Source organism: Sporolactobacillus kofuensis, assembly GCF_024125425.1.
GTDB classification, from domain to species: domain Bacteria; phylum Bacillota; class Bacilli; order Bacillales; family Sporolactobacillaceae; genus Sporolactobacillus; species Sporolactobacillus kofuensis.
Genome location: NZ_JAMXWN010000001.1, coordinates 45,776 through 71,377 on the forward strand (window position 1 = coordinate 45,776; position 25,602 = coordinate 71,377).

Consider the following 25,602-nt stretch of genomic DNA (forward strand, 5'->3'; position numbering starts at 1 on the left):
TCTAAAAAAATAAGAAAGTATAAGGCTTTTGCAAAAAAACAGCGCAGATGCGCGCCACAGACCGTGGGTTGACCGTGGAGGCGCACGGATCGCCCACGGTCGTTCCAGCTGGTGCCAGCAATCGAAGTAAAATCAATGTAAAATAAGGACTGAGCGGTTGCCTAGCTTATAGAGATTCTAATCATCGAGTGTTTTATACAAGGAAAAAAAGAAATGGTTAACAGAATTTTCTAGGATCGCTTAAAAGATTCCTTTCAGACCCCACATGATAATCGCGATTACGGGCACAAGCACCCAGATATTCGAACCAATGAGTGGGCGATGGTGAGCAGCTTGCAACGCTTGTAGCTGCCGATCCATTGCATTCAGACGTTGTTCTATTTCCTTCAATCGTTCTTCATCCATAGAACGGTTAGCCACCTTTCATGCATGAGCGTTTTATATGTTATTCATTATTTTTTTGACATATGCTTGTGTTTCGGCAAATGGTGGCACACCACCATATTTCTCAACATTTCCGGATCCTGAGTTATACGCAGCGAGTGCAAGGCTGTAATTACCGTCATAGCGGTCGAGCAATTTACGCAGATATTTAGTGCCGCCTTCGATATTCTGCACTGGATCATAGGGGTTATCTACTCCTAAGGCATTTGCTGTTCCAGGCATCAACTGCATCAGCCCCTGTGCACCGGCATTGCTCGTTGCAAGAGCATTGCCCCCAGATTCTGCATCAATCACCGACTGAATGAGCCGTGCGTCAACCCCATATTTTTTACTCATTGCTTGAATCGTGTCGTTGTAATCCGACGTAGTTTGATTCACTGATGAAGATGTTCCGAGTGATGAATAATGTTGACTTAGTGGGGATACTGATGAAGAAAGTTGTTGCCAGAGTTGATTGTCCCCATCTGAACGATTTGTAGAAGCTGAGCTTTCAAGCATATTAGGCATATAGGCTAATGAATCAAGGCCGCCCGATGATTGTTCCGTAGTAGTGCTCGAAGAATCATCACCGTTCTCCATAAGCAATATAAGAGTATTTAATAGATTGGAGAAGTTATTATTGGTGGTTTGTCCGGATGATAAACTCGATTGATCGAGGGTGCTCTGATTGCCGGACAGCATAGACATTGATAACAGTTGAGCAATTGTGTTTGGATCGACGGACATAAGAGGTTCAGCTCCTTTTTGACTGCATCGCTTGATATAGCCGCATCATTTTACTCATCGAAGGCCGACGCGGAATGGAATAATCCTGAAGGAGCTTCTGAAAAATTTCAACACCGGTCGCCTGACTTTCTGCTTCGTATTCAAGTTCATAGTCATGATGGTCAAGATAGTAACTGTGGTCTAAGAAGAGTTCACCGGATTCAAAAGGAAACTGAGTACGTTTCGTGGTCAGTTCACCAATCAATACAAGCTGATCCGGATCAACGCCCATTTTCGTGATGGCTTGTTCAATTTCGCCCGACGGGACAATGCCTAGATGAACCATGGATCGGCTTTCCTCATCATTAAGCTGTTGGTGGGTCTCTAGAATTACATCGTCATGTGGCTGCTTTAAAGTAAAATCGTGCTGCCGTCCGTCATCACGGATCCGCAGTACCGTTCTTTTATTTTTCAATGCGGAAGTGGGGGTGTCGAAGTAGTAATTGACTTGTTTGAAAAACGAGGAAGGCTCCAAGCCAAAGCTCTTGCATAGCATAGTGAATTCTTCAGCTGTCAGCATATTCTTAAATTCAATTTCCAATTCTTGAGCCATAATGATAACGCCCCGCCCCTCAACAATGTTGCTAATTAGATACTCGTAAGTTCTTCTAAATTATGACATAATGGGGGGGAAGAAACAACAGACGGTATATAAAATTTCGGGATGGGAACGTCTTAACCATACCTGTATTTGTCTTGGAACAATGGAGTGATTGTCATGGAATGGGAAATATTTCTTGCCCCTTACCGGCAAGCAGTAGATGAACTCAAAGTGAAGTTACGTGGGTATCGGGATCTGTATGAAGTAACCTCAGAAAATTCCCCGATTGAATTCGTTACCGGTCGCGTTAAACCGATACCAAGTATTATTGAAAAAGCCCGGAGAAAGGGAATGCCTTTAACCCAGCTGAATACGCAGATGCAAGATCTTGCGGGTATTCGCGTGATGTGTCAGTTTGTTGACGATATCCGCAGAGTTGTTGAACTGATCCGGAGTCGCACGGATCTTATTGTTGTCGAAGAACGTGATTACATTAGTGAGAAGAAAAAAAGTGGTTATCGTTCTTACCATGTGGTTGTTCAATACCCGGTACAGACGGTTCATGGTGAGAAAAAAATATTGGTTGAAATTCAGGTGCGTACACTCGCTATGAATTTCTGGGCAACAATTGAGCACTCATTGAATTATAAATATAACGGGAATATCCCGGCGGATGTAAAAACGCGATTATTAAGTGCAGCAGAAGCGGCTTTTCGCCTTGATGAAGAAATGTCTCAAATTAGAGATGAAATTCAGGTCGCACAACGACGCTTTCTTCAGAAGAATGCTGATGAGAATAAAGATGAGAAATGACCAGAGGGGCATATCCGATTCATTGGCGCAAGGGAAGGAGTTCATGAAACATGAATGAGAAACCGATCTATAAAAAGGATGTCCCGGCAGGATCTTTGAAAAAGTTTGCAATTGAAAACAGAGGCGACTCGTTTTCAGATACATTGAGAAAACAAATTTTTGAAAAGCTCACAACGCATAAGCTGGTCTATGATGAGATTCACCCCGATCTTGTGATATCAGTTGGCGGTGATGGGACGTTGCTTCAAGCCTTCCACAGGTATACGGACCGTTTGAATGAAACTGCATTTGTTGGCGTACATACGGGTCATTTAGGCTTCTATGCGGACTGGACGTCGGAAGAAGTTGACGACTTAGTTCAATCGATTGTTGGTAAGGACTTCAATAGCGTTGAATATCCGCTTTTATCCGTATCTATTCATTATATGAATGTACAACCCTCAAGACATTTTCTGGCACTGAATGAATGCACGGTAAGAAGTGTTAATGAGTTGCTCGTTGCAGATGTGATGATTAAAGACGAAAAATTTGAGAGCTTTAGAGGGGATGGACTGTGCTTCTCAACACCTACAGGTTCCACCGCTTATAATAAGGGGTTATCCGGTGCAATCATACATCCCTCATTACCCTCAGTACAGCTCACAGAGATTGCATCCATTAACAATCGAGTCTATCGTACCGTTGGATCTCCATTGATTCTTCCCGAGCATCATCATTGTCAGGTGATTCCAGTCGCTGATCGTTCGTTTACGCTTTCTCTGGATCATTTGTCGAGCATCCATGACAATGTACGCCAAATTGAATTTGGTGTGGCAAAAGAAAAAATTCGCTTCGCGCGTTTTCGGCCACTTCCATTCTGGCGGCGCGTACGGGATGCATTTATTGGTTGATTTTATTTTGGTAAAGGACGTGAATGAGGGGCAACCGTGTTCCGATTCGTATGGAGAAAAAGTGTTATACAATTGAAAAAATAATGAGTGCTGCCGAGCAAGGTATGCTCATGCGGGACTATTTAAAGAAAGAAATCAAAGTATCCCGACGTGCACTTTCAGCGATTAAGTACAAGGGTGGCAAGTTGCTTGTGGATGGGCAGGAGCGGTCTGTGCGCCACGTACTCCAAGAGGGAGAACGGTTAACAGTTATTTTTCCTCAGGAAACGCCTAGTGACTTTCTTTCTGATGAGGAGATGGATCTCGATATCGTTTATGAAGATGATACCGTGCTGATCGTGAATAAACCAGCAGGAATTCCGGTCATACCATCACATCAATACCCGTCAGGAACACTAGCAAATGGCTTGCTTCGTTACTTTAAAAATGAAAATCTTGCTTCAACAGTCCATATTATTAACCGCCTTGATCGAAACACATCGGGTCTAATGCTTGTTGCAAAACATCGATTCAGCCATGAGCGGTTCTTTAAAATGCAGAAACGAAAAGATATTCATCGAAGATACTTAGCGATTGTTGAGGGGAATGTATTACAGGATCATGGGACAATCGATGCGCCGATCGGACGTAAGGATGGGAGTGCGATTGAGCGCATGGTGGATTGGCAATCTGGAAGAAGGTCCGTGACGCATTACAAAGTGCTAAAACGCGGAGTAGGGTGGACATTAGTTGTTGTTCGCCTGCAGACAGGCAGAACGCATCAGATTCGGGTCCATTTTGCTTCAATCGGTTACCCGCTTCTTGGCGATGATCTCTATGGCGGGAAAATGGACCAGATCAACCGTCAAGCGTTGCATAGCTTCGAAGTGTCCTTCATTCATCCTTTTACCGATGAAATGATCCATATTCATAAGCAGTGTCCAGAAGATATGGTGCGATTGATTAATGAACAAATTAATCTGGAAACGATCTGAATCGATTTTCACTATACGGCATGGAGGAAGCTATGGACACAACGTCCATCTCTGGGTAGCGAAGGGCGCTTAGCATGCCCCCGAAGACACAACCGGTATCCACATTTAATGTCCTATTTTTCCAACGTGGTTTTAAAACTGGGGTATGACCATACACAATCAATGGATCTCCATGATAATGCATTGCCCAATCTCGGCGCTCGGGAAGTCCATTGACATCTTTTTTTCCGGTAATGTCCCCGTAGAGAACAAAAGTTTTGATGCGATTCGAAATCGGTTGATTTAAATCCTGTTCCTGAATACCTGCATGGCAAACGACTAAGCGCTGCTGATCCAAATAGAGAATCAGTGGCGCTTTTGTGTAGAGATTAATAAACTGCATTGAGACTTGGTCGCGGACTTGAGCATCGAGCTGATCCAGTTCCTGAACCGTTGTTTCCAGTCCATGAGCAACTTGCACATGGCGGCCGATAAGAAATCGGTATAGTTTATTGCAGTGATTACCGGGCACATACAGAGCTAGACCTTGGTCAACCAAGCGTGTAACTATTCGAATCATGGCGACAGATGATGATCCACGATCTGTGATGTCTCCGACAAAAACGAGCTTGCGTTGATCCGGATGGATGGGCAGATTATTTTGCCACAGATAACCCAGTTTTTTAGTCAGTTGAACAAATTCGCGAAGACACCCATGAACGTCTCCAATTACATCATACATACCATTCATCCTTCATGTTGAATTAGCTTTAGCTTCTATTTTCTCCAAACGGGCCTATTTTAAAATAAAGAAAGTGCAAATCTGTTTGTGTAAAAATGTAGTTTTTCTTGATGATCGATTGCGCCTACACGAAACACCACCAGCGTATGATACTTACTTATGTGTAAAAAAAAACGGTCAAATGACCGTTTTTAGGTGAACATGAACTTTTGCGTTTGCATCCGTACACTTTGGACCAAACCAACACAGATCATACTGGCGAGCAGTGAGCTTCCTCCATAACTTAGGAAGGGAAGGGTAATACCTGTAACTGGCATCAATTGAATGTTCATACCGATATTTTCAAATACCTGAAACATAATCATACCGACAATGCCGGTACATATATAGCTGCCAAAAGGATCATGCGTTTCGACGGCGGCTTTAATGACTCTTGATATCAATAGAAAGAACAGCAAGACAACAGTTACCGCGCCAACGAACCCAAAACTACCACCAATCACAGCGAAAATAAAATCATTATAGGATTCAGGAAGTGAGATCGCCGGATTAAATTTATGATTGAAAAATTCGCCCGAGCCAATCGAATTTAATGCCTGAAGCAACTGATAACCTTCCTCAGAAGAATAGCGTTGAGGATCCTGCCAAGCTAAAAATCGATCCTTTTGATGCGATTTGAGTACAAGATTAATGATTGCAGGAAACTTAAACCAACTAATGGCAAAGAAAGTCAGTCCAAAGACAATGGAAGTGAGAATACTCACAATCAGTTTCCAATTGATCCCGCTCACGAGAGTCATGGAGATGATAATGCTAAACATCACAAGTGCGGTTCCAAGGTCGGGTTGGATAAATACCAGAGCAAATGGTGGAAAAGAGACGAGCGCAATTTTGCCTAACAAGTGCAGATCTTCTCTAAGTCCTCTAATTGGATATGCTTCATTATGCTTATCAATAGTGGTAGCAAGTGAAACAATCATAAAGAGTTTCATGAACTCCGAGGGCTGGAGTTGGCCGATTCCAGGTAGGATATACCAACTTGTTGCCCCGTGTGATTTATCAACCAATGGGATTGGTAAGCCGATCTGAGCAAGTGTTAGACCAAAGAGCAGAAACATGCCGATGCCATAGAAAATCCAGTGCATGCGCTTTAAACGATCATAATCGAAGAGCATCATCCCCAATGCGAAGATGAAACTGATCACGTACCATACGATTTGGCGATGAGCCATACTGACCGCAGGTGCACCGGAACTTAGCGGTGCCATCGATATGGAGATATAGCTGATACATGCCAATAAGAAGACAATAAAAAACAGTGTATAATCTATTTTTGCGAGAGAGTCTCTGTTCATCATAAATGAATCCTTCTTCAGAAATAATTTCACTACTTCACGGATAATAATCCTTTATCATGATAGCCTATCATTTGAAAAAAAGAAACAATAATCATGAGGATTGCGATCATTCAAAAGCGGTGAGGTGATTGCTTTTTATACTATTCGTATGGATTTTACCTTTTTTACTATAGAGTAAAATAATTCGTTATTTAAACTGAGAAATACGATTCGAAGCATTAGTTGAGGAAAACGTTCATCAGTTTTTCGGTTAAATTCTGTGCTCATAGACTCGAATAGGACGTTCGCGCGCTTTCATGATATAATATCATTTGGATTGATGTGATACTAGGGAGGATTAGACATGGAATTAACACTTAAAGGACGTACATATGTTGTCATGGGTGTCGCTAATAAAAGAAGTATTGCTTGGGGAATTGCTCAAGCGCTTGATCGCGCGGGCGCAAGACTAGTCTTTACTTATAATAATGAACGTTTTCGTGAACCAATCGAAAAACTTGCTGCAACACTGGAAGGAAAAGACAGTCTTTTCTATGCATGCGATGTTACGATTGATGAGGAAATAAAGACCACTTTTGCCAAAATCAAAGAAGACGTAGGCGTTATTCACGGATTGGCACATTGTATTGCTTTCGCAAAGAAAGAAGAACTAGACGGAGACTACATGAATACAACACGTGACGGGTTCCTGCTCGCTCAGAATGTCAGTGCCTATTCCTTAACCGCAGTGCTTAAGGAAGCGAAGGATTTGATGACTGAAGGCGGCAGTGTCGTCACGATGACCTATCTCGGTGGAGAACGCGTCGTTAAAAATTATAATGTGATGGGTGTGGCAAAAGCGAGCCTAGACGCGAGTGTCAAATATTTGGCTAACGACCTTGGCAAGGACAACATTCGCGTAAATGGCATTTCTGCAGGTCCGATTCGTACACTCTCAGCAAAAGGTATTTCCGATTTCAATAGTGTACTGAAAGTAATCGAAGAAAAAGCGCCACTGCGTCGAGCCATTAATCCGGAAGATGTTGGCAACACCGCACTCTTCTTGTTTAGTGATTTGTCGAAAAGTATTACCGGTGAAACGATTCATGTTGATGCCGGTTTCAACATTATCAGTATCTGATTGTCAAATCATTAATAAAAGATGCCTGGCCCCTATTTTTCATGGGTCAGGTATCTTTTTTTCTTTATTTTGTCTGTCCCGGATGCCAGGTGACTCTTCCACAAGTACTACAGTTGTTTTTTGGTGCTTCAAAGAACAGATCGGCCTCCTGTGTGGATTTATTCTTTTGCCCTTTTCTTTTTCGGGATACCTTAGGATCCTTTCGATAAACCATTGTACCCAGCTCCTTTTCAAGTCTCCTTTCATCGTATTCAGAATGTCACTGGTTGTCTGGGCCGTTAGCGTTGTCTTCTTTAAATGGATCGATCTGAGCAGACTGTCGCTCACTTTGATTAAATGGCTGAATGGGGTGTCGTTCTGTTTCCCTGATTGTTCGTTCTTTAAATGACTGATAAAAGATGCTCTCTGCTTCTTCATCACCCGTGCTTGGCACATTTTTCAAGTCTATTTTCTGGTCAAGGTCTTCAGTGATCTTTTTTTTCTTTTTTGGCCAAATCGGCCATGAATTTGAGGAATTAAGTATCTCGAGTGCTCTTTTCCGCTGATCTCGACGTTCATCTGACATTTTATCCCTCCTTTTATTGAGCCACTCTACATTATGCTTTGTAGATGAGCATCGTCATGATTTTCAATGTGCTTTTCATTGTCATTTTTCTAGTTATTAGCACAAAATGGGCAGCGATATGTGTGCCAATCCCCATGCCATATCCATACTATGTAGGGAAACAACCAACCATGTTTTTATATTTGTTAGAAAGGAAGGTTTTGAATGGGAAGTAAATTGATATCTAAGCCACATAGTGGGCTTAAAGATGAGTGTATCAGAGTTCCCAAGGTCTATGACTGGGTAACGGACAGAATACCGACAAAGGTTAGAATCCGTTTTACTGAAGCGCAGCTTGAAGACATTGATCGCGCTTTGTCCGATCCATACAGAAGACCACTTCAAGTGGTGGTTAAAGCACCGAAAACTCCGCCTTTATTTCCACTTGGTACTAGTGAGGCAAAAAAGGGCCATCATAAAGATTTCTTCTGTGAGCAGGTTGGAGAAAAGCGTCCTGTAACAGGATGGCTGCACGGGCATGAAGTCAGCGCTGAATTGGTAGATTTACTGTTTACTGCTACGATTACTGTACTTGTCGTCGACAGACAGGGAGAGGAAGTTGCAAAAGTAAAAACAGACGTCTCGGCACTTGAATCTTTTGCGCTTTGCTATCCAGATGGAACCGATCTATTTTGCAGAATTTCAAAGATCACCTCACGTTTGTTAGGCGATTCGATCATTCTGAACGGCCCGTTCCCGCAAACATTGCGGATTAAAGTATTCTTCTGCGCCGATATTCAAGTAGAAGCAGAGGTTAAGTTGGAAGTAAAGGCTAAATTCTGCGATCCTCGCGGTAATGACATTCATGTCCATGATCCAGAATGGGATGACCATTGTCCAGAGCCGGATTTTCCAAAGCAATGTGAGGATATTTTCCCAGGAAAACATTACTGCGCAAGCGCGCGTGGTAAAGTAAGTGGTTCGATTACCGAAGGATCTGAATTAAAGGGCGTTGCAGGTCTCAAGGTCAATATTGCTCCAAATGGACAGTTGGAAGACAGTTCTGTTAAATTCAAGTTCGAAGATTCAAATAAAGGGAGCGACAGCAAAAGCTTAACCTTTAATGCTACGCATGTTGATCCAGAAAGTTTGGAAGCCTTCGAGAAAAATGGATACGCCATTTTGAAGCTCGCAGGAGAAGGTAAAGCGGATAATGATGAAAAGCTGGATTTTACACTAGATCTGGCAAGCGGAACAGAATCAAGCAAATTTAGCTTGAAACTGATTGATGGGAAGAAAGATAAAGTAACATTCGAAACCGGTTTGGTGGAGACAAATGATGAAAGTCTCCACGTAGAACTTTGAAAAGAATCTCGTTTGTAATGAGAGTGATTGATTCACTCTCAATTTTTTTTGAAAGATAAGAAACATTCATGACCCGCAGAGAACATACATGGATGAGGATGCTTATAGATCGCTTTTGGTAAGAGGATATCGCAGCACAATCGATGGAAATTAAGGACTGGGTGGTTTTTTTCGGCCCGGTTTTTCTCATTACTTTGAACGGTTGAGTATAACCAAAAATGTTGTCTTCCTTAATTGTCGCGATCAATGTAAAGGGAGCTGCAAAAAAATAGGGGCAGGCAATGGACAAGGACACCGAACATATACTGAACTCAGTGATGACATATATGGGGAGGCGCCTATCTTGGTCAATCAAAAAGATAAGTTAAATAGCGCATCACTGGAAGATCGGCAGAAATTCTACCGCAATAAGGCGCTGAAACTTGAGCAAGCAGTGATTTTTGCCAGAGAAGAAGTCGTGCAACTCAAAAGTGAGCTGGAAGATGAACAAGTCAAATCGAGGAAAGCTGAACAACTTAAAGTTGAGATACAGCGTAAGTCCGCTGAGTTGAAAAAAGAATATGATGCGTTAAATGATCAATTACAAGCGGCGCGAGAGAAAATTGAAGAAGCTGAAAAGAAAATTGCCGACTTGAAAAGAAACCAGCGCGCAGATTCAGATCTTTCAGATGAAATCTACCATCATCGTGTAGAGGGCTATGAAAAACTCTTAACAGACATGCAGAAAGCATTAAATGAAAAGGTGAACCGTATCGAAATCTATGAAAGACGGATCGCAATTCTTGAACGTCGGTTGAAAAACGAGCAGAAAAAGGCAGTTCCGGTACCTACGCCTGGCGATGACCATAATGATTTGAAATCCCGTGCGGTTGCCTTTTTAAATTATGTATGGATGCTAAACGGCTTTAAAAGTGTTATTCAAGGGGATGTTATTATTGAAAATACGGGCTCCATACCCCTGAAGACACCAACGGTTTGCTTTCGTTTTCATCCCGGAGATTTAGCAACATTAAAAGGGCGAGTGGTTCACGAGGAGGATGCTTACGGCGAAGATCGAGAACAAGGCGAGCATCTGTGGGTGATTCTTGATACGGAAGAAGATCAAGATACCAACCAGAATGGAGAAATTTGGGTGAGACCACTTGAATTGTCTGATCTTCTTCCGGGACAATCCATAGCCTTCAATAATTTTCAAATTCCAATTGACCACACCTATTCAGATTCTGTCCGGATCGAGTGTTTTGTGTTCTTTGGAGAGGATGAGTACAAAATCAAATGTGGCAACCAGATTGTGATAAGCATGGTATCTAGAGAAGAAAAGTAATTCGCTACACAGATGACCGGGTATCTGCATATTCTGTCAGGAGACCATTAAGGAGGAGATTCATATGGCAGAAGAAAGTAAAAAAGAACCTAAGGTCATTCGTGTTGGAAAATTAATTATCAAAGCGGACGAAGTCATTATTCAGCAGGAACACAAAGAGCAGAACAATGGACCGTTCCATGGCGGACCAATTCGGCAACCGAACACCAACCAGCCGATTGCACGCGACTTCTGGGGATTCCCGATTCCGAATAGTGCTCCTCGAGATACTGAACCTCAAAAAGAGAAAGAATAAGAAGAAACGAAACAGATGGAAGGATTACGATGCAACTTGCCGGACAGAGCTTGCCCGGTTTTTCTTTGGTTTCCCTAAGAGACAATCGTTTGAACAAATAGCCCATCTTCATCATGCCATTCGGCGATCATTACTGTTGCCGAATCTTCAATTGAGTGTTTCTTCAATTCGCTGATCAACCACTGTTCTGTTTTTCCTAAACGATTTAAGTTTCTGTTGATAATAACGCCGTCACTGATTAACGTAACAGGGATGGAGACCGACCGGGTAGCTAGGTCCAAGTCCCCTCGTTTTGTTGTTTCATACTCTGGCTTTCTAATGATTGAAATCTTTCCGTTCGGTTCCAAAATGGCGAACTCAACTTCTTTAAATGAAAAGATATCCCGATCGCGTAGAAGCATCTGAAGGTGATTCATATCCACTCGATTTTTTTTCATAACGTTTCTGTCAATCATTCCTTTATTAATGACCAAGGACGGTTGGCTTTCAAAAAAACCGCGTGATTTGTGAAACTTTAAAGTCACAACATCAATAATGTAAATTAAGCTTCCCCAGAAAAGGATCGCGAAAATCACTTTAAAAATGTGTGTTTCCGGGTCATAGATTGCATCGCTGACAAAGTCGCCGACAACGATCATTGAAATGAAATCGAATGGTGTGGATTCGGATAATGATGCTCTGCCCATAACCTTAGTTAGGATGAGCAAAGCAAATAAGCCAACACTTAATTCAATGGCAATGGAAAAAAATGAATGCATGGGAATCAAGCCTTTTCGATAGGATATTTGAGCAATGTTAGTTTGGTGATGTACAATGACTTTTATACGGAATAAGAAATACTTATTGAATTCACGTTCTTGATTCAGAACTGCCTATTGGGCAATGATAGCAGAGTCAATAAAATTGGAATATAATTCTAAATAGGGTAACGATTTACTGTTTCACTAAAAATATTATTGCTTTTTCGATGAATCGTCATTTTCGAATTGCATAAAATGGAATGAGGCGAATTGCATCTTTAAGCGGATGATAGGAATTATTTTTCATTTGTGCAGAACGCCCCAGTATTTACTTCTCTGGGGTTTATGAAAGGAGATCGAGATGAATGAGTGAGCAACACTTTTCTAAAAGTATGACCTATGCTCCGGGATTACCTAAAGGTGCTACTTTTTATTCAGCGAATAAGAAGAGAGTGACTTCTCGCGCAGTAGCAAATGCAGTGGAAGCTGCTTTGGAGGAACGTGGAGTTGAGCTAAAGGATATAGCTGAAATTGTTTTTGATTTGCAGAAACCGTTTATGTCGGGATTAACAATAGAGATATGTATTGAGAATGTGAAAGGTGTGCTTGCAAAACGCGAATTACAACATGCGATCTTGGTGGGTATTGAACTGGATCGGCTGGCTGAGAAAAAATTACTTTCTGAACCGCTTCAATCACTCGTTGATCAGGATGAAGGCTTGTTTGGAGTTGATGAAACGATCGCGCTTGGTGCGGTCTCAAGCTTTGGAAGCATCGCTGCAACCACTTTTGGGTATCTCGATAAAGTGAAACCGAGGATTATTGGTAACCTTGATTTGGCAAAAGAAGGAAAAGTAAATACATTCCTGGACGATTTGATTGCCAGTATCGCAGCAGATGCCTCAAGTCGGCTTGCACATCGCGTCAGAGACGAAGAAGAAAGTCGTCTCACTCAAAATAAAGACAAATAAACGGATCCGGATCTATCGGGTCCGTTTTATCAATGGTATAATAAAATAATCATAGTTCAAATAAATCGTGAAGTAGTATTGAGGGTAAAATGAGGTGCTGGATATGACAAATTATCTGGTACTGCATGGACTTGGCGGCAGTACAGGTGGGCATTGGCAAGAATGGCTAACGAATGAATTAAAGGCGCAAGGTAAGAATGTTTGGTTTCCAAATCTTCCAGATTGGGATCATCCGAAAAAGGATGAGTGGTTGAGCTGTCTTGACGATACGATGCATGCAATCCCTGAAGATGATCCCTTGGTTGTTGTCACGCATAGTCTTGGATGTATCTTGTGGATCCATTATGCAGCGCAGCATCAAGAACGGAAAGTCAGCCGGTTGATCATGGTTTGTCCGCCATCAAATGGTCTGGACAAGGCTGAAATTCAAAATTTCTTCCCGCTTCCATTTGATAAACGTGTGTTGCGGATCACGGCGAAGGAGTCATTATTAATTCTATCAACGAATGATCCGTTCCTCTCTAGAGACCGTATTTGTGAGTATCTTGATTTTCAAATTCCTTGTCTCATACTTCCTGAACAAGGACATATCAATTTGCAATCCGGTTATGGTGGGTGGCCATGGATGCTCAAGCTTTGCCTGCGCGATGATTTAAGTCGATCGTTTTGTATACATAACGAGGATTAAAGAAGGTGTCTCACAAGTCTATAGACTGTGGGACACCTTTTCATATAGTACCTATTTTATTTACTGATGTCGATGCCGGGGTTCCCTAGGGACTGCTCCTATTGTTTTCGCTTATTTTATAGTGCGCTTATAAAAATTTTTATTATAGGTATGTTCAAGTTCACTTAACGAAAGTTCATAGAGCTGGTACTCTCCATTTTTGAAGATCCCACGATCGAGAAGCTTTCGGATAAGATCGTTTTTTCTTTTTTCGTTATTCTCTATGCGTGACTCAGTCATTGCACACCATCCTTTGCCTTTCTCTGCGTAAAATTGTACTGTTCAAAAAAATTCAGTTTCTATTTTAATTGATCCTGCAACATTCGTCTAATAACGTGTCACTATATCTTACATAAATATTGATCCTTGACTGTTTGTGTTGTAATATTATCTTACAATTATAGTGACGAATGATGCGAAGAGAGGATGGTGCATCAGATGACGACAAATGCTCAAAGAGACGCTTATCTTTACAAAAAAGTTATTACAATCGGCACAGTGTGTGAATTGACAGGTTTAAGTGAAAGACAAATCCGTTATTATGAGAAACGAAAGCTCATTTTTCCGGAACGATCGGAACGCGGTAATCGAAAATACTCATTTTCGGATGTGGAAGCACTCATGGAGATTGCCAATAGGATGGAAGATGGGATGCAAACCTCTGAACTTCGGAAAGAAATGCAGAAAAAAGAGAGTAATCGTTATGACAATAAGCTGAGAGAGCGCATGATTCGAGGACAATTAAACGCTTATTTTAACAAAAGAGATCTATAAGTTTGAAATTCAATGTGAACAAACCGTTTTCTCCGGCTAATGAGCCGGCTTTTTTTTTACTCTTGATCATGAAAAATTTAGCGAATAGTGAAGATATTTCCATTAGAGCCGCAATATATAGCAGTATTCATTCGTTCTGCCATGAATTTTGTCACAGGTCAAAGCGCAACTCGACTCATTATGTTCACAAAATTGTCATGAAGAAGAGGGCAAAGTATGTTTTTGAAGTTGTAAAGTAAATAGTGGAGTGTGACATCTGTTACACTCGCTATTCAGGAATGAAATGATGATCAAGCAGATGCATCACGATAACTGATGGCAATAGTTAAACCCAGCATTATTGAAAAGAGGAGAGAGTATGGACATATTGAGTTTAGCAAGATTTCAATATGCGGCAACGACCATCTTCCATTTCTTTTTCGTACCTTTGTCTATCGGAATGGTACTTATTGTATCGATTATGGAAACGATGTATGTTGTCAAAAAGAATGAAATCTACAAGAAAATGGCTCAATTTTGGGGGAAGTTTTTTCTTATCAATTTCGCAATCGGTGTTGTAACCGGTATTCTTCAGGAATTCCAATTCGGTATGAATTGGTCTGAATATTCACGATTCATGGGTGACGTGTTCGGCGCACCTTTAGCAATTGAAGCATTACTTGCCTTTTTTATGGAATCTACATTTATTGGTATTTGGCTTTTTGGTTGGGATCGTTTATCGAAAGGTGCTCATCTTGCCTGTATCTGGCTTGTGACTTTAGGTACGAGCTTGTCTGCATTATGGATTCTGACTGCAAACTCATTCATGCAACATCCGGTTGGTTTCCATATTCATAATGGACGCGCGGAGATGAATGATTTTTTTGCATTATTAACGAATCCACAGTTATGGGTAGAATTTCCGCACACGATTTTCGGATCATTTGCTACAGGTGCTTTTGTTGTTGCAGGGATTAGTGCAATTGCACTATTAACGAAGAAATATGTCTCTTTTTATGTGAAGTCATTTAAAATAGCAATTATAATCGGACTTTTTTCAAGTGTATTGATCGCGCTATTTGGTCATGCGCAGGCACAGTATTTGGTTCAGACACAGCCAATGAAAATGGCCGCAAGTGAAGGACTTTGGAAAGACAGCGGCAGTCCGGCAGCGTGGACAGTTTTTGCCAATATTGATACAAAAAATCATAAAAATTCTGCAGAGATTAAAATTCCTTATCTGTTGGACGTACTGTCTTATGATAAGTTAAGTGGTAATGTAAAAGGTATAGACACGCTACAGAAAGAGTACGTTCAAAAATACGGTAAGGGAAATTATATTCCACCAGTTGTCGCAACCTTTTGGAGTTTTCGAATCATGACAATAATGGGTGCAGTGCTTTGCCTCCTTGGAATTATTGGAATCTTTCTCGCTTGGAAAAAGAAGTTATTGGATAGTAAGTGGTTTTTGCGCATCATGGTTGCTGCGATTGCAGTTCCATTCATTGGCAGTACAACCGGTTGGTTAATGACGGAAATTGGTCGTCAACCATGGACAGTATTTGGCTATATGCAAACGGCAGCAAGTGTTTCACCTAATGTATCAGCGGGGGAATTACTCTTCTCAATCATCGCATTCATTACAATGTATGCAATTCTTGCAGTTGTTATGGTTTATTTATTTGTTCGGACATATAAAGAAGGGCCATCTTTAGACAATAAAGCAACGGTTCAATCAAATGACCCGTTTGACGGGGAGGGCTATCACATTGTTACTGAATGAATTGTGGTTTCTTTTAATCGCTGTATTGTTTATCGGATTCTTTTTTCTTGAAGGCTATGATTTTGGCGTGGGCATGGCGACACGTTTTGTTGCTCGAAATGAGACCGAACGGCGGATGCTGATTAATACAATTGGGCCTTTTTGGGATGCCAATGAAGTATGGATGATTACAGCGGGCGGCGCAATGTTTGCTGCGTTTCCAGACTGGTACGCAACATTATTTAGCGGCTTTTACGTTCCACTCGTCGTTCTCTTACTGTTACTCATTGCACGCGGTACAGCTTTTGAATACAGAGCAAAAGTTGAGCATCCAAAATGGTCGGGCACTTGGGACTGGGCAATCTTCATTGCCAGCCTGCTCTGTCCGTTCTTGTGGGGTGTTGTCTTCTCAACACTAGTTTATGGATTGCCAATCGATAAAAATATGAATATGCACGCAACCTTTACGAGTATCGTTAATCCGTATTCGGTGCTTGGAGGACTATTGATTACCTTGCTTTGTCTCTATCATGGACTTGTTTTCATCTGCTTGAGAACAACGGATGAGCTTAGAGAACGTGCGCGTGCCTTTGCCAAAAAAGTATTTTGGGTTCTGGCAGTGGCAGCACTTGCTTTTGTTGCGGTTACTTATTTCGTAACGGATCTATTTGCAAAGCGTGGAGCATTTCTCTTTCCGATCTACACACTTGACGTGATCATATTGATTTTATCTGCATTATTCTTAGCGAAAAAACGAGACGGATGGGCATTTGGTATGAACGCAGGAGTGATCTTATTGACAATCAGCTCCTTGTTCATCGGATTGTTCCCAAGATTAATGATCAGTAATATTAAGCCTGCATTCGATTTAACTGTGTATAATTCTGCCTCGGGTTCCTATTCATTAACTGTGATGACCATTGTCGCGGTAACGTTGTTGCCTTTTGTGCTCGGGTACTCCATTTGGAGCTATTATGTATTTAGAAAAAGAGTTTCAAAAAAAGAACACTTGGAATACTGAGAGAAGAATGACCGAAAGGAAGTGAGTGCTTGGCCCTCGGAAAATTAGACGGGGTTTCGCCAAGCTTATCAATGGATCGGGAACTATTGTCTTATCGGGGTGCCAAGCCATTATTTGCCCTAACAGCCCTTTTGACTACGCTTCAAGGGTTATGCCTCATACTGCAAGCGATATTTTTAGGTCGGATGATTTCCGGCCTTTTTTCTGGGAAACAGATTGCGAGCGTAAGCTCCGATCTGCTCCTTTTTTTCATTGTTATGGTATGTAGATATTTTATGGTGTTTCTAATTAAAAGGGCTTGTTATAAATTTGCGGATCGCACCAGTGTTGAGCTGAGAAGGGCATTCCTGAAAAAGCTCTTCATCATTGGACCTCAATCAGCAAAGAGGGAAGGCACTGGGGCGCTGGTATCACTTGCACTTGAAGGTGTGCTACAGGCACGAAGATATCTGGAATTGTTCATTCCAAAGATGGTTGCAAATGGAATTATTCCTGTACTTATTCTGATCTATGTTTTCTGGACGGACCGGATGTCTGGGCTTATTCTTTTAATAACCATGCCGGTGTTAATCATTTTTATGATCTTATTGGGTCTTGCGGCTCAGAAGAAAATGGATGACCGTTGGGCATCATACCGCGTGTTATCAAATCATTTTATTGATTCTCTAAGGGGCTTGTCGACACTCTACTATTTAGGCATTAGTAAACTTCATATGCGGACGATTAATCGTGTCAGTGATAAATACCGCAGTATGACAATGGGTACGCTCCGACTCGCTTTTTTGTCTTCATTTGCACTGGACTTCTTTACCATGCTTTCCATTGCTTTCGTTGCGGTAGCGCTCGGTATTCGCTTGGTGGACGGACATATTTTGCTAGAACCGGCACTTACTGTGCTGATCCTTGCACCTGAATACTTTTTACCTGTTCGTGAACTTGGGCAGGATTACCATGCCACGCTTGATGGGAAAGAAGCAACGAAGCAATTGAAGGATTATACAAACCTTCCGACTGATTTGGAGAACATGTCAGAAGCTGATCATCAAAAAAGTCTTCGCTGGACTAAACATGCACTGTTGAAAATGCATGACGTTACATTTCAGTACACAGATGCCGAGAAGACAACGCTTCGCGAGATAAATATGAACCTTAGAGGCCTTGAAAAAGTCGGGATTATCGGAGCCAGTGGTGCAGGGAAGTCAACGTTGATTGATTTGATCGGCGGCTTTATCTCAGCAAGTTCAGGAACAGTACAACTGAACGATCAAAACTTCGCGTTTTCAACACAGAGATGGCGTGAGCAAGTGACCTATATCCCTCAGCATCCCTATCTCTTTAGTGCAACAATCCGTGATAACATTGCCTTTTATAAACCGGATGCAACTGACCAACAAATTGCTCAAGCGGTCCAGGCGGCAGGGCTGAATGGTTTGATTGACCATTTGCCTGAAGGCATGGATGAACAGATTGGCAGCGGTGGACGGCAACTGAGTGGTGGACAAGAACAACGTGTGGCGTTAGCTAGAGCTTTTCTCTGTGATCGGCCAATTCTGTTGCTCGATGAACCCACAGCCCATCTGGATATTGAAACAGAGTATGAACTGAAACAACCAATGCTTCAGCTCTTTGAGAATAAGCTTGTGATCTTTGCAACCCATCGGTTACATTGGATGGAACAAATGGACAGGATCGTGGTACTTCACAATGGGAAAATCGCAGAGAGTGGTACTCAGGATGAATTGATCCGAAAAAAGGGTGCTTATTTCGATATGGTTTGTGCGCAATTGGAGGGACTCCTATGAAGGAATGGCTTGTTCCATCTGTAAAACGACATTGGCGCGGATTGCTCTTGGCTGCGTTTTTAAGCTTAATGGCATTATTATGTGCCTCAGGATTATTATTTACATCCGGATTCTTAATCTCAAAAGCTGCACTTCGGCCGGAAAATATCCTTATGATTTATGTTCCTATTGTCGGTGTGCGGACATTCGGGACGTTTCGAGCTGTATTTAATTACGCAGGGCGACTGGCAAGTCATAATACAATATTGCGGATATTATCAGAAATGCGGGCACACTTGTATGCCAAGCTTGAACCGTCCGCTCTTTTTATTCGCTCAAAATACAAAACGGGTAATATTTTGAGTGTGCTTTCTGAAGACATTGAGCATCTGCAAGACCTTTTTCTGCGGACAGTGCTTCCTGGCAGTATCGCCTTGGTTATTTACGGTTTATGGATTGCAGTACTCGGTATCTTTGATCGTTCCTTTGCTTTAATGATGGCACTTTATCTGTTGATATTAACGATTATACTTCCCTTATTATCACTGGTTCAAATGAAGAACGATCATCGAAAAATTGCACAAAACCGGCATCAACTGTATGAACAATTGACCGATGCAGTCCTTGGTTCTGCTGACTGGATGATGTCCGGAAGACAAGAGCGATTTCTTGATCGCTATGAGAAAATTGAAAAGAAGTCAAGATTAGCTGAGGCTAAGCTGGATGGATATCGGAAATGGCGCGATTTTATTGCACAGGGATTAATTGGTATTTGTGTGATGATTATGGTAATTTGGTCCGGGCATATGGTACAAAACGGAGTGATGGATCACACGTTGATTGCTGCATTTGCTTTAGTTATTTTTTCTATTTCCGAGTCATTTGTTCCGCTTTCTGAAGCCGTTGAGCGTTTGCCACAGTATCAACAATCACTGAATCGGCTCGAGCAGCTTGAGGACGTAGAGGATTCAACGCGTGAGCAGATAATAAATGAACAATGGAGAAATCAGGCTAAGTCAATTACTCTTGATGTGGACCATGTTTCCTTTAAATATTCCGAGACGGATGATTGGGCAGTTCATGATCTCACGTTAACGTTACCGCAAGGTGCTAAATTAGCTGTCATTGGACGAAGTGGTGCGGGAAAATCGACGCTAGCACATTTAATCTATGGTGTACTCGAGCCAACCGATGGAACTGTTTCTTTGAATGGAACTCCTGCACATCAAATGGGAGCGTATCGCTCCGCACAAATTTCTGTGCTTAGCCAGGATCCCCATTTATTTGATACCTCTGTGTTAAATAATTTAGCATTAGGCAGTCCTGATGCAACGTTTGATGAGATTGTTGCAGTAACAAAACAAGTGGGTTTGCATCAGTTAATTGAAAAATTACCAGAGGGGTACCACACACAAATGCATGAAGCAGGTTCTATTTTTTCCGGTGGGGAACGAGAACGGCTTGCACTTGCACGTATATTGCTACGTGACACGCCCGTTGTTATTCTTGATGAGCCAACAGTGGGACTGGATCCGTTAACGGAACGTACACTTTTAGCAACTATTTTCACTACCCTGGAAGGAAAGACACTCATTTGGATTACGCATCATTTGATGGGTACGGAACAAATGGATAAAGTTATTTTTCTTGAGAACGGACGCGTGCATCTTCAAGGAACGCATGATCATCTCCTAATGGCATCGGAACGTTACAAGCATTTATATGCTCTTGATGTTCCCCAGCATTTAAGACAGTTAGTACACGAGCAAAAAACCGAGGTTTAAAGGATTTTACGTATTCTTTGTAAATTTAGTCAGTACTTTTTATTCACGGAACACAAACAAAGAGAGAAACGCAATCGTAGCGTTTCTCTCTTTGTTAGTTAAGAAAAAGTCTAGTATTTATGATTCATACAATGCTTTCATCTTTGTAATCATAATTTTTCGAATTTGATGTGCTTCCATTTCTGTGACCTCAAAGGTGACATGTTCGTAATTGAGCTTTGACCCTACCTTAACATTGGGATCTTCTGCAAGCATCCATCCACCAATCGTATCAATACCTTCTTCTTCGATATCGATCTGAAACTGCTGGTTGACATGTGATATCAGTAATTTTCCATCGACAAGGGCTTTGTCAGGATCAATCCTTTTAATTAGGGGCTCTTCACCTTCGTCATACTCGTCACGAATCTCACCGACGATTTCTTCTAGAATATCTTCGACAGTGACAAGACCGGAAGTACCACCATATTCATCAGTAAGAATTGCCATGTGAATACTTTCTTTTTGCATCTTCTCAAGAAGTGTTCTGACAGGTGTCGTTTCAAGTACGGAGAGTATCGGACGTATATAATGTTCCAATGCCTGAAGTTCATCATTCAGTACATCAGTAAACATGTCTTTGATATTAATCATACCGATGACATGATCTTTGTCCTCTTCGACGATCGGAAATCGCGTGAATTTCTCGTTATGAAGAGTCTGAAGTGATTCTTCAAACGGATCTTCTTTGTAGATACAAATAATTTCCGTTCGCGGTACCATAATTTCCCTGGCTGTCCGCTCATCAAAGTCAAAAATACGTGTCATATAACGCAGCTCGCCTTGGCTGATTTCACCACTTTTAAAACTATCAGTTAAAGTCAGCCTTAGTTCCCCTTCCGTTAGCGCAGTTTCGTGGTTTTCATCAGGTTTCATTCCAATCATGCGAATGACCCCATTCGATAACGCATTAAGAAGCCACACGAAAGGAAAAAGTAAGCGATGAACCCATATGAGAGGGAAAGCGATTGCTAAGGTGATCTGTTCTGCTCTTTGAATGGCGATACCTTTAGGTGCCAATTCACCGAGAACGACACTTGCAAAAGTGATGAGGATAAATCCTGTGATCACAGAAAGTGTGTGAATCATGGCACTATTTAATCCGAGCCATTGGAACACAGGATTGAAGAGATGGGCAACAGCAGGTTCGCCGATCCATCCAAGAACGAGCGCTGTTACTGAAATTCCAAGCTGAGTGGTTGATAAATATGAATTAAGGTCATCAACGATTTTCTTGGAAGCGGCAGCACGTTTATTTCCAAGCTTAATTAGTTCATTCAAACGGGTCGTACGTATTTTTACAATCGCAAATTCAGCGGCAACAAAAAAGGCCGTTAAAAAGATTAAAAATATGACGATTGCTAAACCAATGGTTTCGTCCAAATGAGTCCTGAGCATTGCATCAAATGCCCAGGTGTCACCTCCACATGTGTAATTAAGTAATCTACACTTATTATACACGAATGCCATTGCTTTTTGAAACTGGATGCAGAAGGATGACAAAACCTGTTCTTTTTCGATTATAGTAAACAAAAAATGTCTGGTGGATGTTCTCCAACCAGACATTTCATGCTTAATTTACGTTATGAGCAAAAAGCAGCGCCAACAATAATTAATAAGATGAACAAAACAACGATCAGCGCAAATCCAGTACCACAAGAAACGCCGCCTACCGGGTAAGAAGGGTAGCCACCGCACCCGCAGCCTTCACTAGCACCGCCATATGGAGCATTGGACGGATATCCGCCTAAACCAAAGTTGCCCATTCAAGTCACTCCTTTATCACGAGATATGATATTCTATGTTGCCTCATGACAATTGGCGATGAATTAAACGCCCAATCATTAATCTCTGCTGTTTCGAGAGAGATCAGAAGAGGTCTGCTAACACGAGATGCATTGGATCAGATTCTTGAACGAAATCCAGATGTAACAAATCAACTACTTGACATCAATGCACAATTCCACCACTCTTGGAATAGAGACTACGACTTGGAGGATGTAATCGATGGGTAAAATGGATGAACAAATTATTGTGGTAAATAGAGCGAGCCTATTTGGTGAAGGTGCAGATGATCTAACCTTTCAGGGCACTGAGCAGGAAAAAGAGCATATCGTGAAACTGGAGAAAAGAATAGCAGAGCACTATAAAGTAATGCGACGAGGGGATGCTGAAGAGAATCCTTTGTATAAACAGCCCATTCCCTATGCCGTACTTAAGAAGGGCAACCTCTACTTTACATACAGACGTTTGGGCGGAGGAGGAGAGTCACGTCTTTACGGCAAGCTTTCCATCGGCGTTGGTGGTCATATGAATGCTGTGACCAACGCGACAAATTTTAAGGAAGTCTTGCAAACGAATCTAAATCGAGAGATAAATGAAGAATTACGCATCGAAAATGCTGGGGATCTTGATATTCAAACGATAGGATTAATCAATGATGACGACACAGAGGTGGGCCATGTACATATTGGTGTACTGATCGCTATAAAATTACCGGACGATGCTTTTGTTACCGTTCGTGAAGAAGACAAGCTTGAGGGCAGCTGGCGTTCACTAAATGAATTACGTACACCTGATGTGTATTCTCGAATGGAAAGCTGGTCGGCATTGGCCATTGATGCACTAAATCGTGACGAATGATCGTCTGGTCTCATGATGTGAAAAGATTTTCATTTTACAACTCAATATAGGGCGTTAAGCTATACTACTAGTGATCTGTAGATCATGGGACTATGTAAATGATTAAAGCTATGCGCATGGAAAGTTGGCAGAGAATCATGAATGAGAAAACACTGCTGGGTATTATCGTCCCTTGTTACAATGAAGAAGCCGTTTTGCCGGAAACCTTCAAAGTATTGACCCATGTACTTGAAAATTTAGTAGATGAACAAAAGATTGATCAACGAAGTTTTATCCTGTTTGTTGATGACGGAAGTGCAGACACTACTTGGTTACTTATTGAACAAAAAGCTGAGAAAACCGCAAGGATCAAAGGATTAAAATTAAGCAGAAACTTTGGTCATCAAAATGCGCTCATTGCAGGAATGGAGACGATAAGCCGAAGTACTGATTGTATTATCACCATCGATGCAGATCTTCAGGATGACGCGAATGTAATTCCAGAGTTTATTGATCGATTTTATGAAGGTTGCGATGTTGTATACGGTGTTAGAAGAAGTCGAGACGAGGACACGATTTTCAAGAAACAGAGTGCAATGGCTTTTTATCGGCTCATGGGCAAACTTGGTGTTCAATTGGTACCTAACCATGCGGATTTTCGATTGCTGAGTCAACGGGCTGTATTGGAGTTAATGAAATATCGAGAAGAAAATTTATTTTTACGTGGCATTATTCCAATGCTTGGCTATCCATCTGCTAAGGTCTACTATGACAGGCAGAAACGTTATGCAGGAGAATCCAAATATCCATTAAAGAAAATGCTTGCCTTTGCAGCAGATGGTATCACCTCCTTTAGTATTGTTCCGATCAAAGTAGTGATGAGTATTGGATTTCTTCTCGTTTTGATCGGTGCTGGTATTGCAGTCTATGCACTTATTGTCTGGCTTTTGGATCATACGATTAGTGGATGGACATCACTTATATTGTCGATATGGCTGGTTGGCGGTATGCAATTAATCGCGATTGGTGTAATTGGCGAATACATTGGGAAGATTTTTAATGAAACGAAGAAAAGGCCACGATACACTATTGAAACAGCTACGTATAAAACGAGGCAGGAAAAGGATTCGTGAACTCATGAATGATCAAAGTCAATCGAAAGTAAATAAAAAGCAACCCATGACAACTGCTGAAATGAAGTGGAACTGGTTAAAACAAGCTGTTCTTTTCGGCTTTGTTGGTGTCAGTAATACGGCTGTAGATTTTGTAGTTTTTTTTCTACTTACCCATTACATGTTTGTATTTTATGCAGTTGCACAAGTGATCTCTTATGGCGCAGGGATGCTGAATAGCTATCTATGGAATTCGAAAGTAACTTTTTCCAATTCAGAACATTCATCGTCACGGGTTGTTCGTTTTATTTTGTTAAATGTTGCTGTATTAGGTGTTACTTTAATTGCAATGCATAATATGCTATTTTTACCGCTGTATCTGGATAAATTGTTAAGCACAGCAATTGGTCTTATTCTTAATTTTATTTTGAGCAAATTATGGGTATTTAAAGCATAAGTCGCAAATATCAGAATGTACTGACAAGTGTAGTGGAATGCTTATCATTTATTGACAACTGAGGGTGCAAAATGTAGAATGCTTGTATTCATATGTGCATTTGTGCTCAATTCTATTTAGAATTATAATAAGCAAGAGTCTGATTGATTAATCGTGCTACACTTTACTAATTGTGAGAGCTGAGTTTGGACAAAATAGAGTAGACGCCTTGATGAATGAGATCAAAGAAACAGTTCATGCATGGCTTGTATGATGTGAATTAAAGGAGAGAAGATTGAAATGAAAAGAGTTTTAACGTATGGAACGTTCGACTTGTTACATTATGGACATATTAATTTGTTAAGACGTGCAAAAGAACTGGGTGATTATCTCATTGTTGGCCTTTCAACAGATGAATTTAACGCCATTAAGCACAAAGAAGCATACCACAGTTATGAGAATCGCAAATTGATCCTTGAAGCGATTCGTTATGTTGATGAAGTCATTCCTGAAAAGGATTGGAATCAAAAAATATCCGATGTGAAAGATAATCACGTGGACACGTTTGTCATGGGTGATGATTGGAAAGGGAAATTCGATTTCCTTAAAGATTATTGTGAAGTAGTGTATCTCCCGCGGACTGTTGGCATTTCGACAACGAAGATAAAACATGATCTTTTCTCAGTAAAAAATGGTTAAA

28 protein-coding genes are annotated in these 25,602 nt (G+C 41.3%); 18 read left to right on the forward strand and 10 right to left on the reverse strand.

Annotation, left to right across the window (positions count from 1 at the left end; translation table 11 throughout):
* Positions 1 to 240: 240 nt before the first annotated feature.
* The 3 genes from NIE32_RS00200 to NIE32_RS00210 are packed head-to-tail and all read right to left on the reverse strand — an operon-like array spanning position 241 to position 1,762.
* A complete protein-coding gene (locus NIE32_RS00200) occupies positions 241 to 405 on the reverse strand; it encodes a hypothetical protein (protein ID WP_253051813.1) in 165 nt (54 codons plus the stop codon).
* 33 nt (positions 406 to 438) lie between these two features.
* On the reverse strand, positions 439 to 1,170 hold the full coding sequence (locus NIE32_RS14145; protein WP_290443359.1) for a lytic transglycosylase domain-containing protein: 732 nt from the start codon (positions 1,168 to 1,170) through the stop codon (positions 439 to 441).
* 7 nt (positions 1,171 to 1,177) lie between these two features.
* Entirely contained in the window at positions 1,178 to 1,762 is a 585-nt protein-coding gene (locus NIE32_RS00210) for a CYTH domain-containing protein (RefSeq protein WP_253051815.1), read from the reverse strand.
* Positions 1,763 to 1,927: 165 nt separating this feature from the next.
* On the opposite strand from NIE32_RS00210, the gene yjbM reads away from it, so the two are divergent.
* The 3 genes from yjbM to NIE32_RS00225 are packed head-to-tail and all read left to right on the forward strand — an operon-like array spanning position 1,928 to position 4,427.
* Positions 1,928 to 2,563 (forward strand): GTP diphosphokinase, encoded by a 636-nt coding sequence (gene yjbM / locus NIE32_RS00215; protein WP_290443361.1) that lies wholly within the window; start codon positions 1,928 to 1,930, stop codon positions 2,561 to 2,563.
* 50 nt (positions 2,564 to 2,613) lie between these two features.
* A complete protein-coding gene (locus NIE32_RS00220; protein WP_253051819.1) occupies positions 2,614 to 3,453 on the forward strand; it encodes an NAD kinase in 840 nt (279 codons plus the stop codon).
* Positions 3,454 to 3,476: 23 nt separating this feature from the next.
* Entirely contained in the window at positions 3,477 to 4,427 is a 951-nt protein-coding gene (locus NIE32_RS00225; protein WP_253051821.1) for an RluA family pseudouridine synthase, read from the forward strand.
* Here NIE32_RS00225 and prpE read toward each other — a convergent pair.
* Positions 4,408 to 5,148, reverse strand: a complete 741-nt coding sequence (prpE, locus tag NIE32_RS00230; RefSeq protein ID WP_253051823.1) for a bis(5'-nucleosyl)-tetraphosphatase PrpE — start codon at positions 5,146 to 5,148, stop codon at positions 4,408 to 4,410. The genes NIE32_RS00225 and prpE overlap by 20 nt on opposite strands.
* 191 nt (positions 5,149 to 5,339) lie before the next feature.
* Positions 5,340 to 6,506, reverse strand: a complete 1,167-nt coding sequence (locus tag NIE32_RS00235; RefSeq protein WP_253051825.1) for an FtsW/RodA/SpoVE family cell cycle protein — start codon at positions 6,504 to 6,506, stop codon at positions 5,340 to 5,342.
* A 343-nt stretch (positions 6,507 to 6,849) separates the two neighbouring features.
* Between NIE32_RS00235 and fabI the strand changes: the two genes are divergently transcribed.
* Positions 6,850 to 7,626 (forward strand): enoyl-ACP reductase FabI, encoded by a 777-nt coding sequence (gene fabI, locus NIE32_RS00240; protein ID WP_253051827.1) that lies wholly within the window; start codon positions 6,850 to 6,852, stop codon positions 7,624 to 7,626.
* Between the two features lie 259 nt (positions 7,627 to 7,885).
* Here fabI and NIE32_RS00245 read toward each other — a convergent pair whose 3' ends face one another.
* Positions 7,886 to 8,191, reverse strand: a complete 306-nt coding sequence (locus NIE32_RS00245) for a hypothetical protein (protein WP_253051829.1) — start codon at positions 8,189 to 8,191, stop codon at positions 7,886 to 7,888.
* Between the two features lie 204 nt (positions 8,192 to 8,395).
* Here NIE32_RS00245 and NIE32_RS00250 point away from each other — a divergent pair, with 204 nt between their 5' ends.
* The 3 genes from NIE32_RS00250 to NIE32_RS00260 all read left to right on the forward strand — a co-directional run bounded on the left by NIE32_RS00250 (position 8,396) and on the right by NIE32_RS00260 (position 11,154).
* Complete coding sequence (locus NIE32_RS00250) at positions 8,396 to 9,535, forward strand: BMQ_0737 family morphogenetic spore coat protein (protein ID WP_253051831.1); 1,140 nt, start codon at positions 8,396 to 8,398, stop codon at positions 9,533 to 9,535.
* A gap of 343 nt (positions 9,536 to 9,878) precedes the next feature.
* A complete protein-coding gene (locus NIE32_RS00255; protein WP_253051833.1) occupies positions 9,879 to 10,859 on the forward strand; it encodes a hypothetical protein in 981 nt (326 codons plus the stop codon).
* Between the two features lie 64 nt (positions 10,860 to 10,923).
* Entirely contained in the window at positions 10,924 to 11,154 is a 231-nt protein-coding gene (locus tag NIE32_RS00260) for a hypothetical protein (RefSeq protein WP_253051835.1), read from the forward strand.
* Positions 11,155 to 11,228: 74 nt separating this feature from the next.
* Here NIE32_RS00260 and NIE32_RS00265 read toward each other — a convergent pair whose 3' ends face one another.
* On the reverse strand, positions 11,229 to 11,912 hold the full coding sequence (locus tag NIE32_RS00265) for a DUF421 domain-containing protein (RefSeq protein ID WP_253051837.1): 684 nt from the start codon (positions 11,910 to 11,912) through the stop codon (positions 11,229 to 11,231).
* Between the two features lie 374 nt (positions 11,913 to 12,286).
* Between NIE32_RS00265 and NIE32_RS00270 the strand changes: the two genes are divergently transcribed.
* On the forward strand, positions 12,287 to 12,865 hold the full coding sequence (locus NIE32_RS00270; protein WP_253052291.1) for a phosphatidylglycerophosphatase A family protein: 579 nt from the start codon (positions 12,287 to 12,289) through the stop codon (positions 12,863 to 12,865).
* A 103-nt stretch (positions 12,866 to 12,968) separates the two neighbouring features.
* Positions 12,969 to 13,553 (forward strand): RBBP9/YdeN family alpha/beta hydrolase, encoded by a 585-nt coding sequence (locus NIE32_RS00275; protein WP_253051839.1) that lies wholly within the window; start codon positions 12,969 to 12,971, stop codon positions 13,551 to 13,553.
* A 111-nt stretch (positions 13,554 to 13,664) separates the two neighbouring features.
* Here the strand turns inward: NIE32_RS00275 and NIE32_RS00280 are convergent, their stop codons facing one another.
* A complete protein-coding gene (locus NIE32_RS00280) occupies positions 13,665 to 13,832 on the reverse strand; it encodes a Fur-regulated basic protein FbpA (protein ID WP_253051841.1) in 168 nt (55 codons plus the stop codon).
* 198 nt (positions 13,833 to 14,030) lie between these two features.
* Between NIE32_RS00280 and NIE32_RS00285 the strand changes: the two genes are divergently transcribed.
* The 5 genes from NIE32_RS00285 (at position 14,031) to cydC (ending at position 20,693) form a co-directional block, all read left to right on the forward strand.
* Entirely contained in the window at positions 14,031 to 14,366 is a 336-nt protein-coding gene (locus NIE32_RS00285; protein ID WP_253051843.1) for a MerR family transcriptional regulator, read from the forward strand.
* Between the two features lie 358 nt (positions 14,367 to 14,724).
* Positions 14,725 to 16,128, forward strand: a complete 1,404-nt coding sequence (locus NIE32_RS00290) for a cytochrome ubiquinol oxidase subunit I (RefSeq protein WP_253051845.1) — start codon at positions 14,725 to 14,727, stop codon at positions 16,126 to 16,128.
* Positions 16,085 to 17,128 (forward strand): cytochrome d ubiquinol oxidase subunit II, encoded by a 1,044-nt coding sequence (gene cydB, locus NIE32_RS00295; protein WP_253051846.1) that lies wholly within the window; start codon positions 16,085 to 16,087, stop codon positions 17,126 to 17,128. Before NIE32_RS00290 ends, cydB begins: the two co-directional genes overlap by 44 nt.
* 29 nt (positions 17,129 to 17,157) lie before the next feature.
* On the forward strand, positions 17,158 to 18,930 hold the full coding sequence (gene cydD, locus NIE32_RS00300; RefSeq protein ID WP_354326716.1) for a thiol reductant ABC exporter subunit CydD: 1,773 nt from the start codon (positions 17,158 to 17,160) through the stop codon (positions 18,928 to 18,930).
* The gene (gene cydC, locus NIE32_RS00305; protein WP_253051847.1) at positions 18,927 to 20,693 is read left to right on the forward strand and encodes a thiol reductant ABC exporter subunit CydC; all 1,767 of its coding nucleotides are present in this window, start codon (positions 18,927 to 18,929) and stop codon (positions 20,691 to 20,693) included. Before cydD ends, cydC begins: the two co-directional genes overlap by 4 nt.
* Before the next feature lie 117 nt (positions 20,694 to 20,810).
* Here the strand turns inward: cydC and NIE32_RS00310 are convergent, their stop codons facing one another.
* Entirely contained in the window at positions 20,811 to 22,130 is a 1,320-nt protein-coding gene (locus NIE32_RS00310) for a hemolysin family protein (protein ID WP_253051849.1), read from the reverse strand.
* Positions 22,131 to 22,315: 185 nt separating this feature from the next.
* Positions 22,316 to 22,498, reverse strand: a complete 183-nt coding sequence (locus tag NIE32_RS14150; RefSeq protein ID WP_290443362.1) for a YjcZ family sporulation protein — start codon at positions 22,496 to 22,498, stop codon at positions 22,316 to 22,318.
* 241 nt (positions 22,499 to 22,739) lie between these two features.
* On the opposite strand from NIE32_RS14150, the gene NIE32_RS00320 reads away from it, so the two are divergent.
* The 4 genes from NIE32_RS00320 to tagD all read left to right on the forward strand — a co-directional run bounded on the left by NIE32_RS00320 (position 22,740) and on the right by tagD (position 25,601).
* Positions 22,740 to 23,375, forward strand: coding sequence for a hypothetical protein (locus NIE32_RS00320; protein WP_253051851.1), 636 nt, complete (start codon positions 22,740 to 22,742; stop codon positions 23,373 to 23,375).
* Between the two features lie 137 nt (positions 23,376 to 23,512).
* Complete coding sequence (locus tag NIE32_RS00325) at positions 23,513 to 24,487, forward strand: glycosyltransferase family 2 protein (RefSeq protein WP_253052295.1); 975 nt, start codon at positions 23,513 to 23,515, stop codon at positions 24,485 to 24,487.
* Between the two features lie 4 nt (positions 24,488 to 24,491).
* Positions 24,492 to 24,923, forward strand: coding sequence for a GtrA family protein (locus NIE32_RS00330; protein WP_253051853.1), 432 nt, complete (start codon positions 24,492 to 24,494; stop codon positions 24,921 to 24,923).
* A gap of 279 nt (positions 24,924 to 25,202) precedes the next feature.
* On the forward strand, positions 25,203 to 25,601 hold the full coding sequence (gene tagD, locus NIE32_RS00335; protein WP_253051855.1) for a glycerol-3-phosphate cytidylyltransferase: 399 nt from the start codon (positions 25,203 to 25,205) through the stop codon (positions 25,599 to 25,601).
* Position 25,602 lies beyond the last annotated feature (1 nt).

Bases quoted from the DNA above. Each gene is read 5' to 3' on its own strand.
- NIE32_RS00200 (WP_253051813.1), bottom strand. From the start codon at position 405: ATGGATGAAGAACGATTGAAGGAAATAGAACAACGTCTGAATGCAATG.
- NIE32_RS14145 (WP_290443359.1), bottom strand. From the start codon at position 1,170: ATGTCCGTCGATCCAAACACAATTGCTCAACTGTTATCAATGTCTATG.
- NIE32_RS00210 (WP_253051815.1), bottom strand. From the start codon at position 1,762: ATGGCTCAAGAATTGGAAATTGAATTTAAGAATATGCTGACAGCTGAA.
- yjbM (WP_290443361.1), top strand. From the start codon at position 1,928: ATGGAATGGGAAATATTTCTTGCCCCTTACCGGCAAGCAGTAGATGAA.
- NIE32_RS00220 (WP_253051819.1), top strand. From the start codon at position 2,614: ATGAATGAGAAACCGATCTATAAAAAGGATGTCCCGGCAGGATCTTTG.
- NIE32_RS00225 (WP_253051821.1), top strand. From the start codon at position 3,477: ATGAGGGGCAACCGTGTTCCGATTCGTATGGAGAAAAAGTGTTATACA.
- prpE (WP_253051823.1), bottom strand. From the start codon at position 5,148: ATGTATGATGTAATTGGAGACGTTCATGGGTGTCTTCGCGAATTTGTT.
- NIE32_RS00235 (WP_253051825.1), bottom strand. From the start codon at position 6,506: ATGATGAACAGAGACTCTCTCGCAAAAATAGATTATACACTGTTTTTT.
- fabI (WP_253051827.1), top strand. From the start codon at position 6,850: ATGGAATTAACACTTAAAGGACGTACATATGTTGTCATGGGTGTCGCT.
- NIE32_RS00245 (WP_253051829.1), bottom strand. From the start codon at position 8,191: ATGTCAGATGAACGTCGAGATCAGCGGAAAAGAGCACTCGAGATACTT.
- NIE32_RS00250 (WP_253051831.1), top strand. From the start codon at position 8,396: ATGGGAAGTAAATTGATATCTAAGCCACATAGTGGGCTTAAAGATGAG.
- NIE32_RS00260 (WP_253051835.1), top strand. From the start codon at position 10,924: ATGGCAGAAGAAAGTAAAAAAGAACCTAAGGTCATTCGTGTTGGAAAA.
- NIE32_RS00265 (WP_253051837.1), bottom strand. From the start codon at position 11,912: ATGCATTCATTTTTTTCCATTGCCATTGAATTAAGTGTTGGCTTATTT.
- NIE32_RS00270 (WP_253052291.1), top strand. From the start codon at position 12,287: ATGACCTATGCTCCGGGATTACCTAAAGGTGCTACTTTTTATTCAGCG.
- NIE32_RS00275 (WP_253051839.1), top strand. From the start codon at position 12,969: ATGACAAATTATCTGGTACTGCATGGACTTGGCGGCAGTACAGGTGGG.
- NIE32_RS00280 (WP_253051841.1), bottom strand. From the start codon at position 13,832: ATGACTGAGTCACGCATAGAGAATAACGAAAAAAGAAAAAACGATCTT.
- NIE32_RS00285 (WP_253051843.1), top strand. From the start codon at position 14,031: ATGACGACAAATGCTCAAAGAGACGCTTATCTTTACAAAAAAGTTATT.
- NIE32_RS00290 (WP_253051845.1), top strand. From the start codon at position 14,725: ATGGACATATTGAGTTTAGCAAGATTTCAATATGCGGCAACGACCATC.
- cydB (WP_253051846.1), top strand. From the start codon at position 16,085: ATGACCCGTTTGACGGGGAGGGCTATCACATTGTTACTGAATGAATTG.
- cydC (WP_253051847.1), top strand. From the start codon at position 18,927: ATGAAGGAATGGCTTGTTCCATCTGTAAAACGACATTGGCGCGGATTG.
- NIE32_RS00310 (WP_253051849.1), bottom strand. From the start codon at position 22,130: ATGCTCAGGACTCATTTGGACGAAACCATTGGTTTAGCAATCGTCATA.
- NIE32_RS14150 (WP_290443362.1), bottom strand. From the start codon at position 22,498: ATGGGCAACTTTGGTTTAGGCGGATATCCGTCCAATGCTCCATATGGC.
- NIE32_RS00320 (WP_253051851.1), top strand. From the start codon at position 22,740: ATGGGTAAAATGGATGAACAAATTATTGTGGTAAATAGAGCGAGCCTA.
- NIE32_RS00325 (WP_253052295.1), top strand. From the start codon at position 23,513: ATGAATGAGAAAACACTGCTGGGTATTATCGTCCCTTGTTACAATGAA.
- NIE32_RS00330 (WP_253051853.1), top strand. From the start codon at position 24,492: ATGAATGATCAAAGTCAATCGAAAGTAAATAAAAAGCAACCCATGACA.
- tagD (WP_253051855.1), top strand. From the start codon at position 25,203: ATGAAAAGAGTTTTAACGTATGGAACGTTCGACTTGTTACATTATGGA.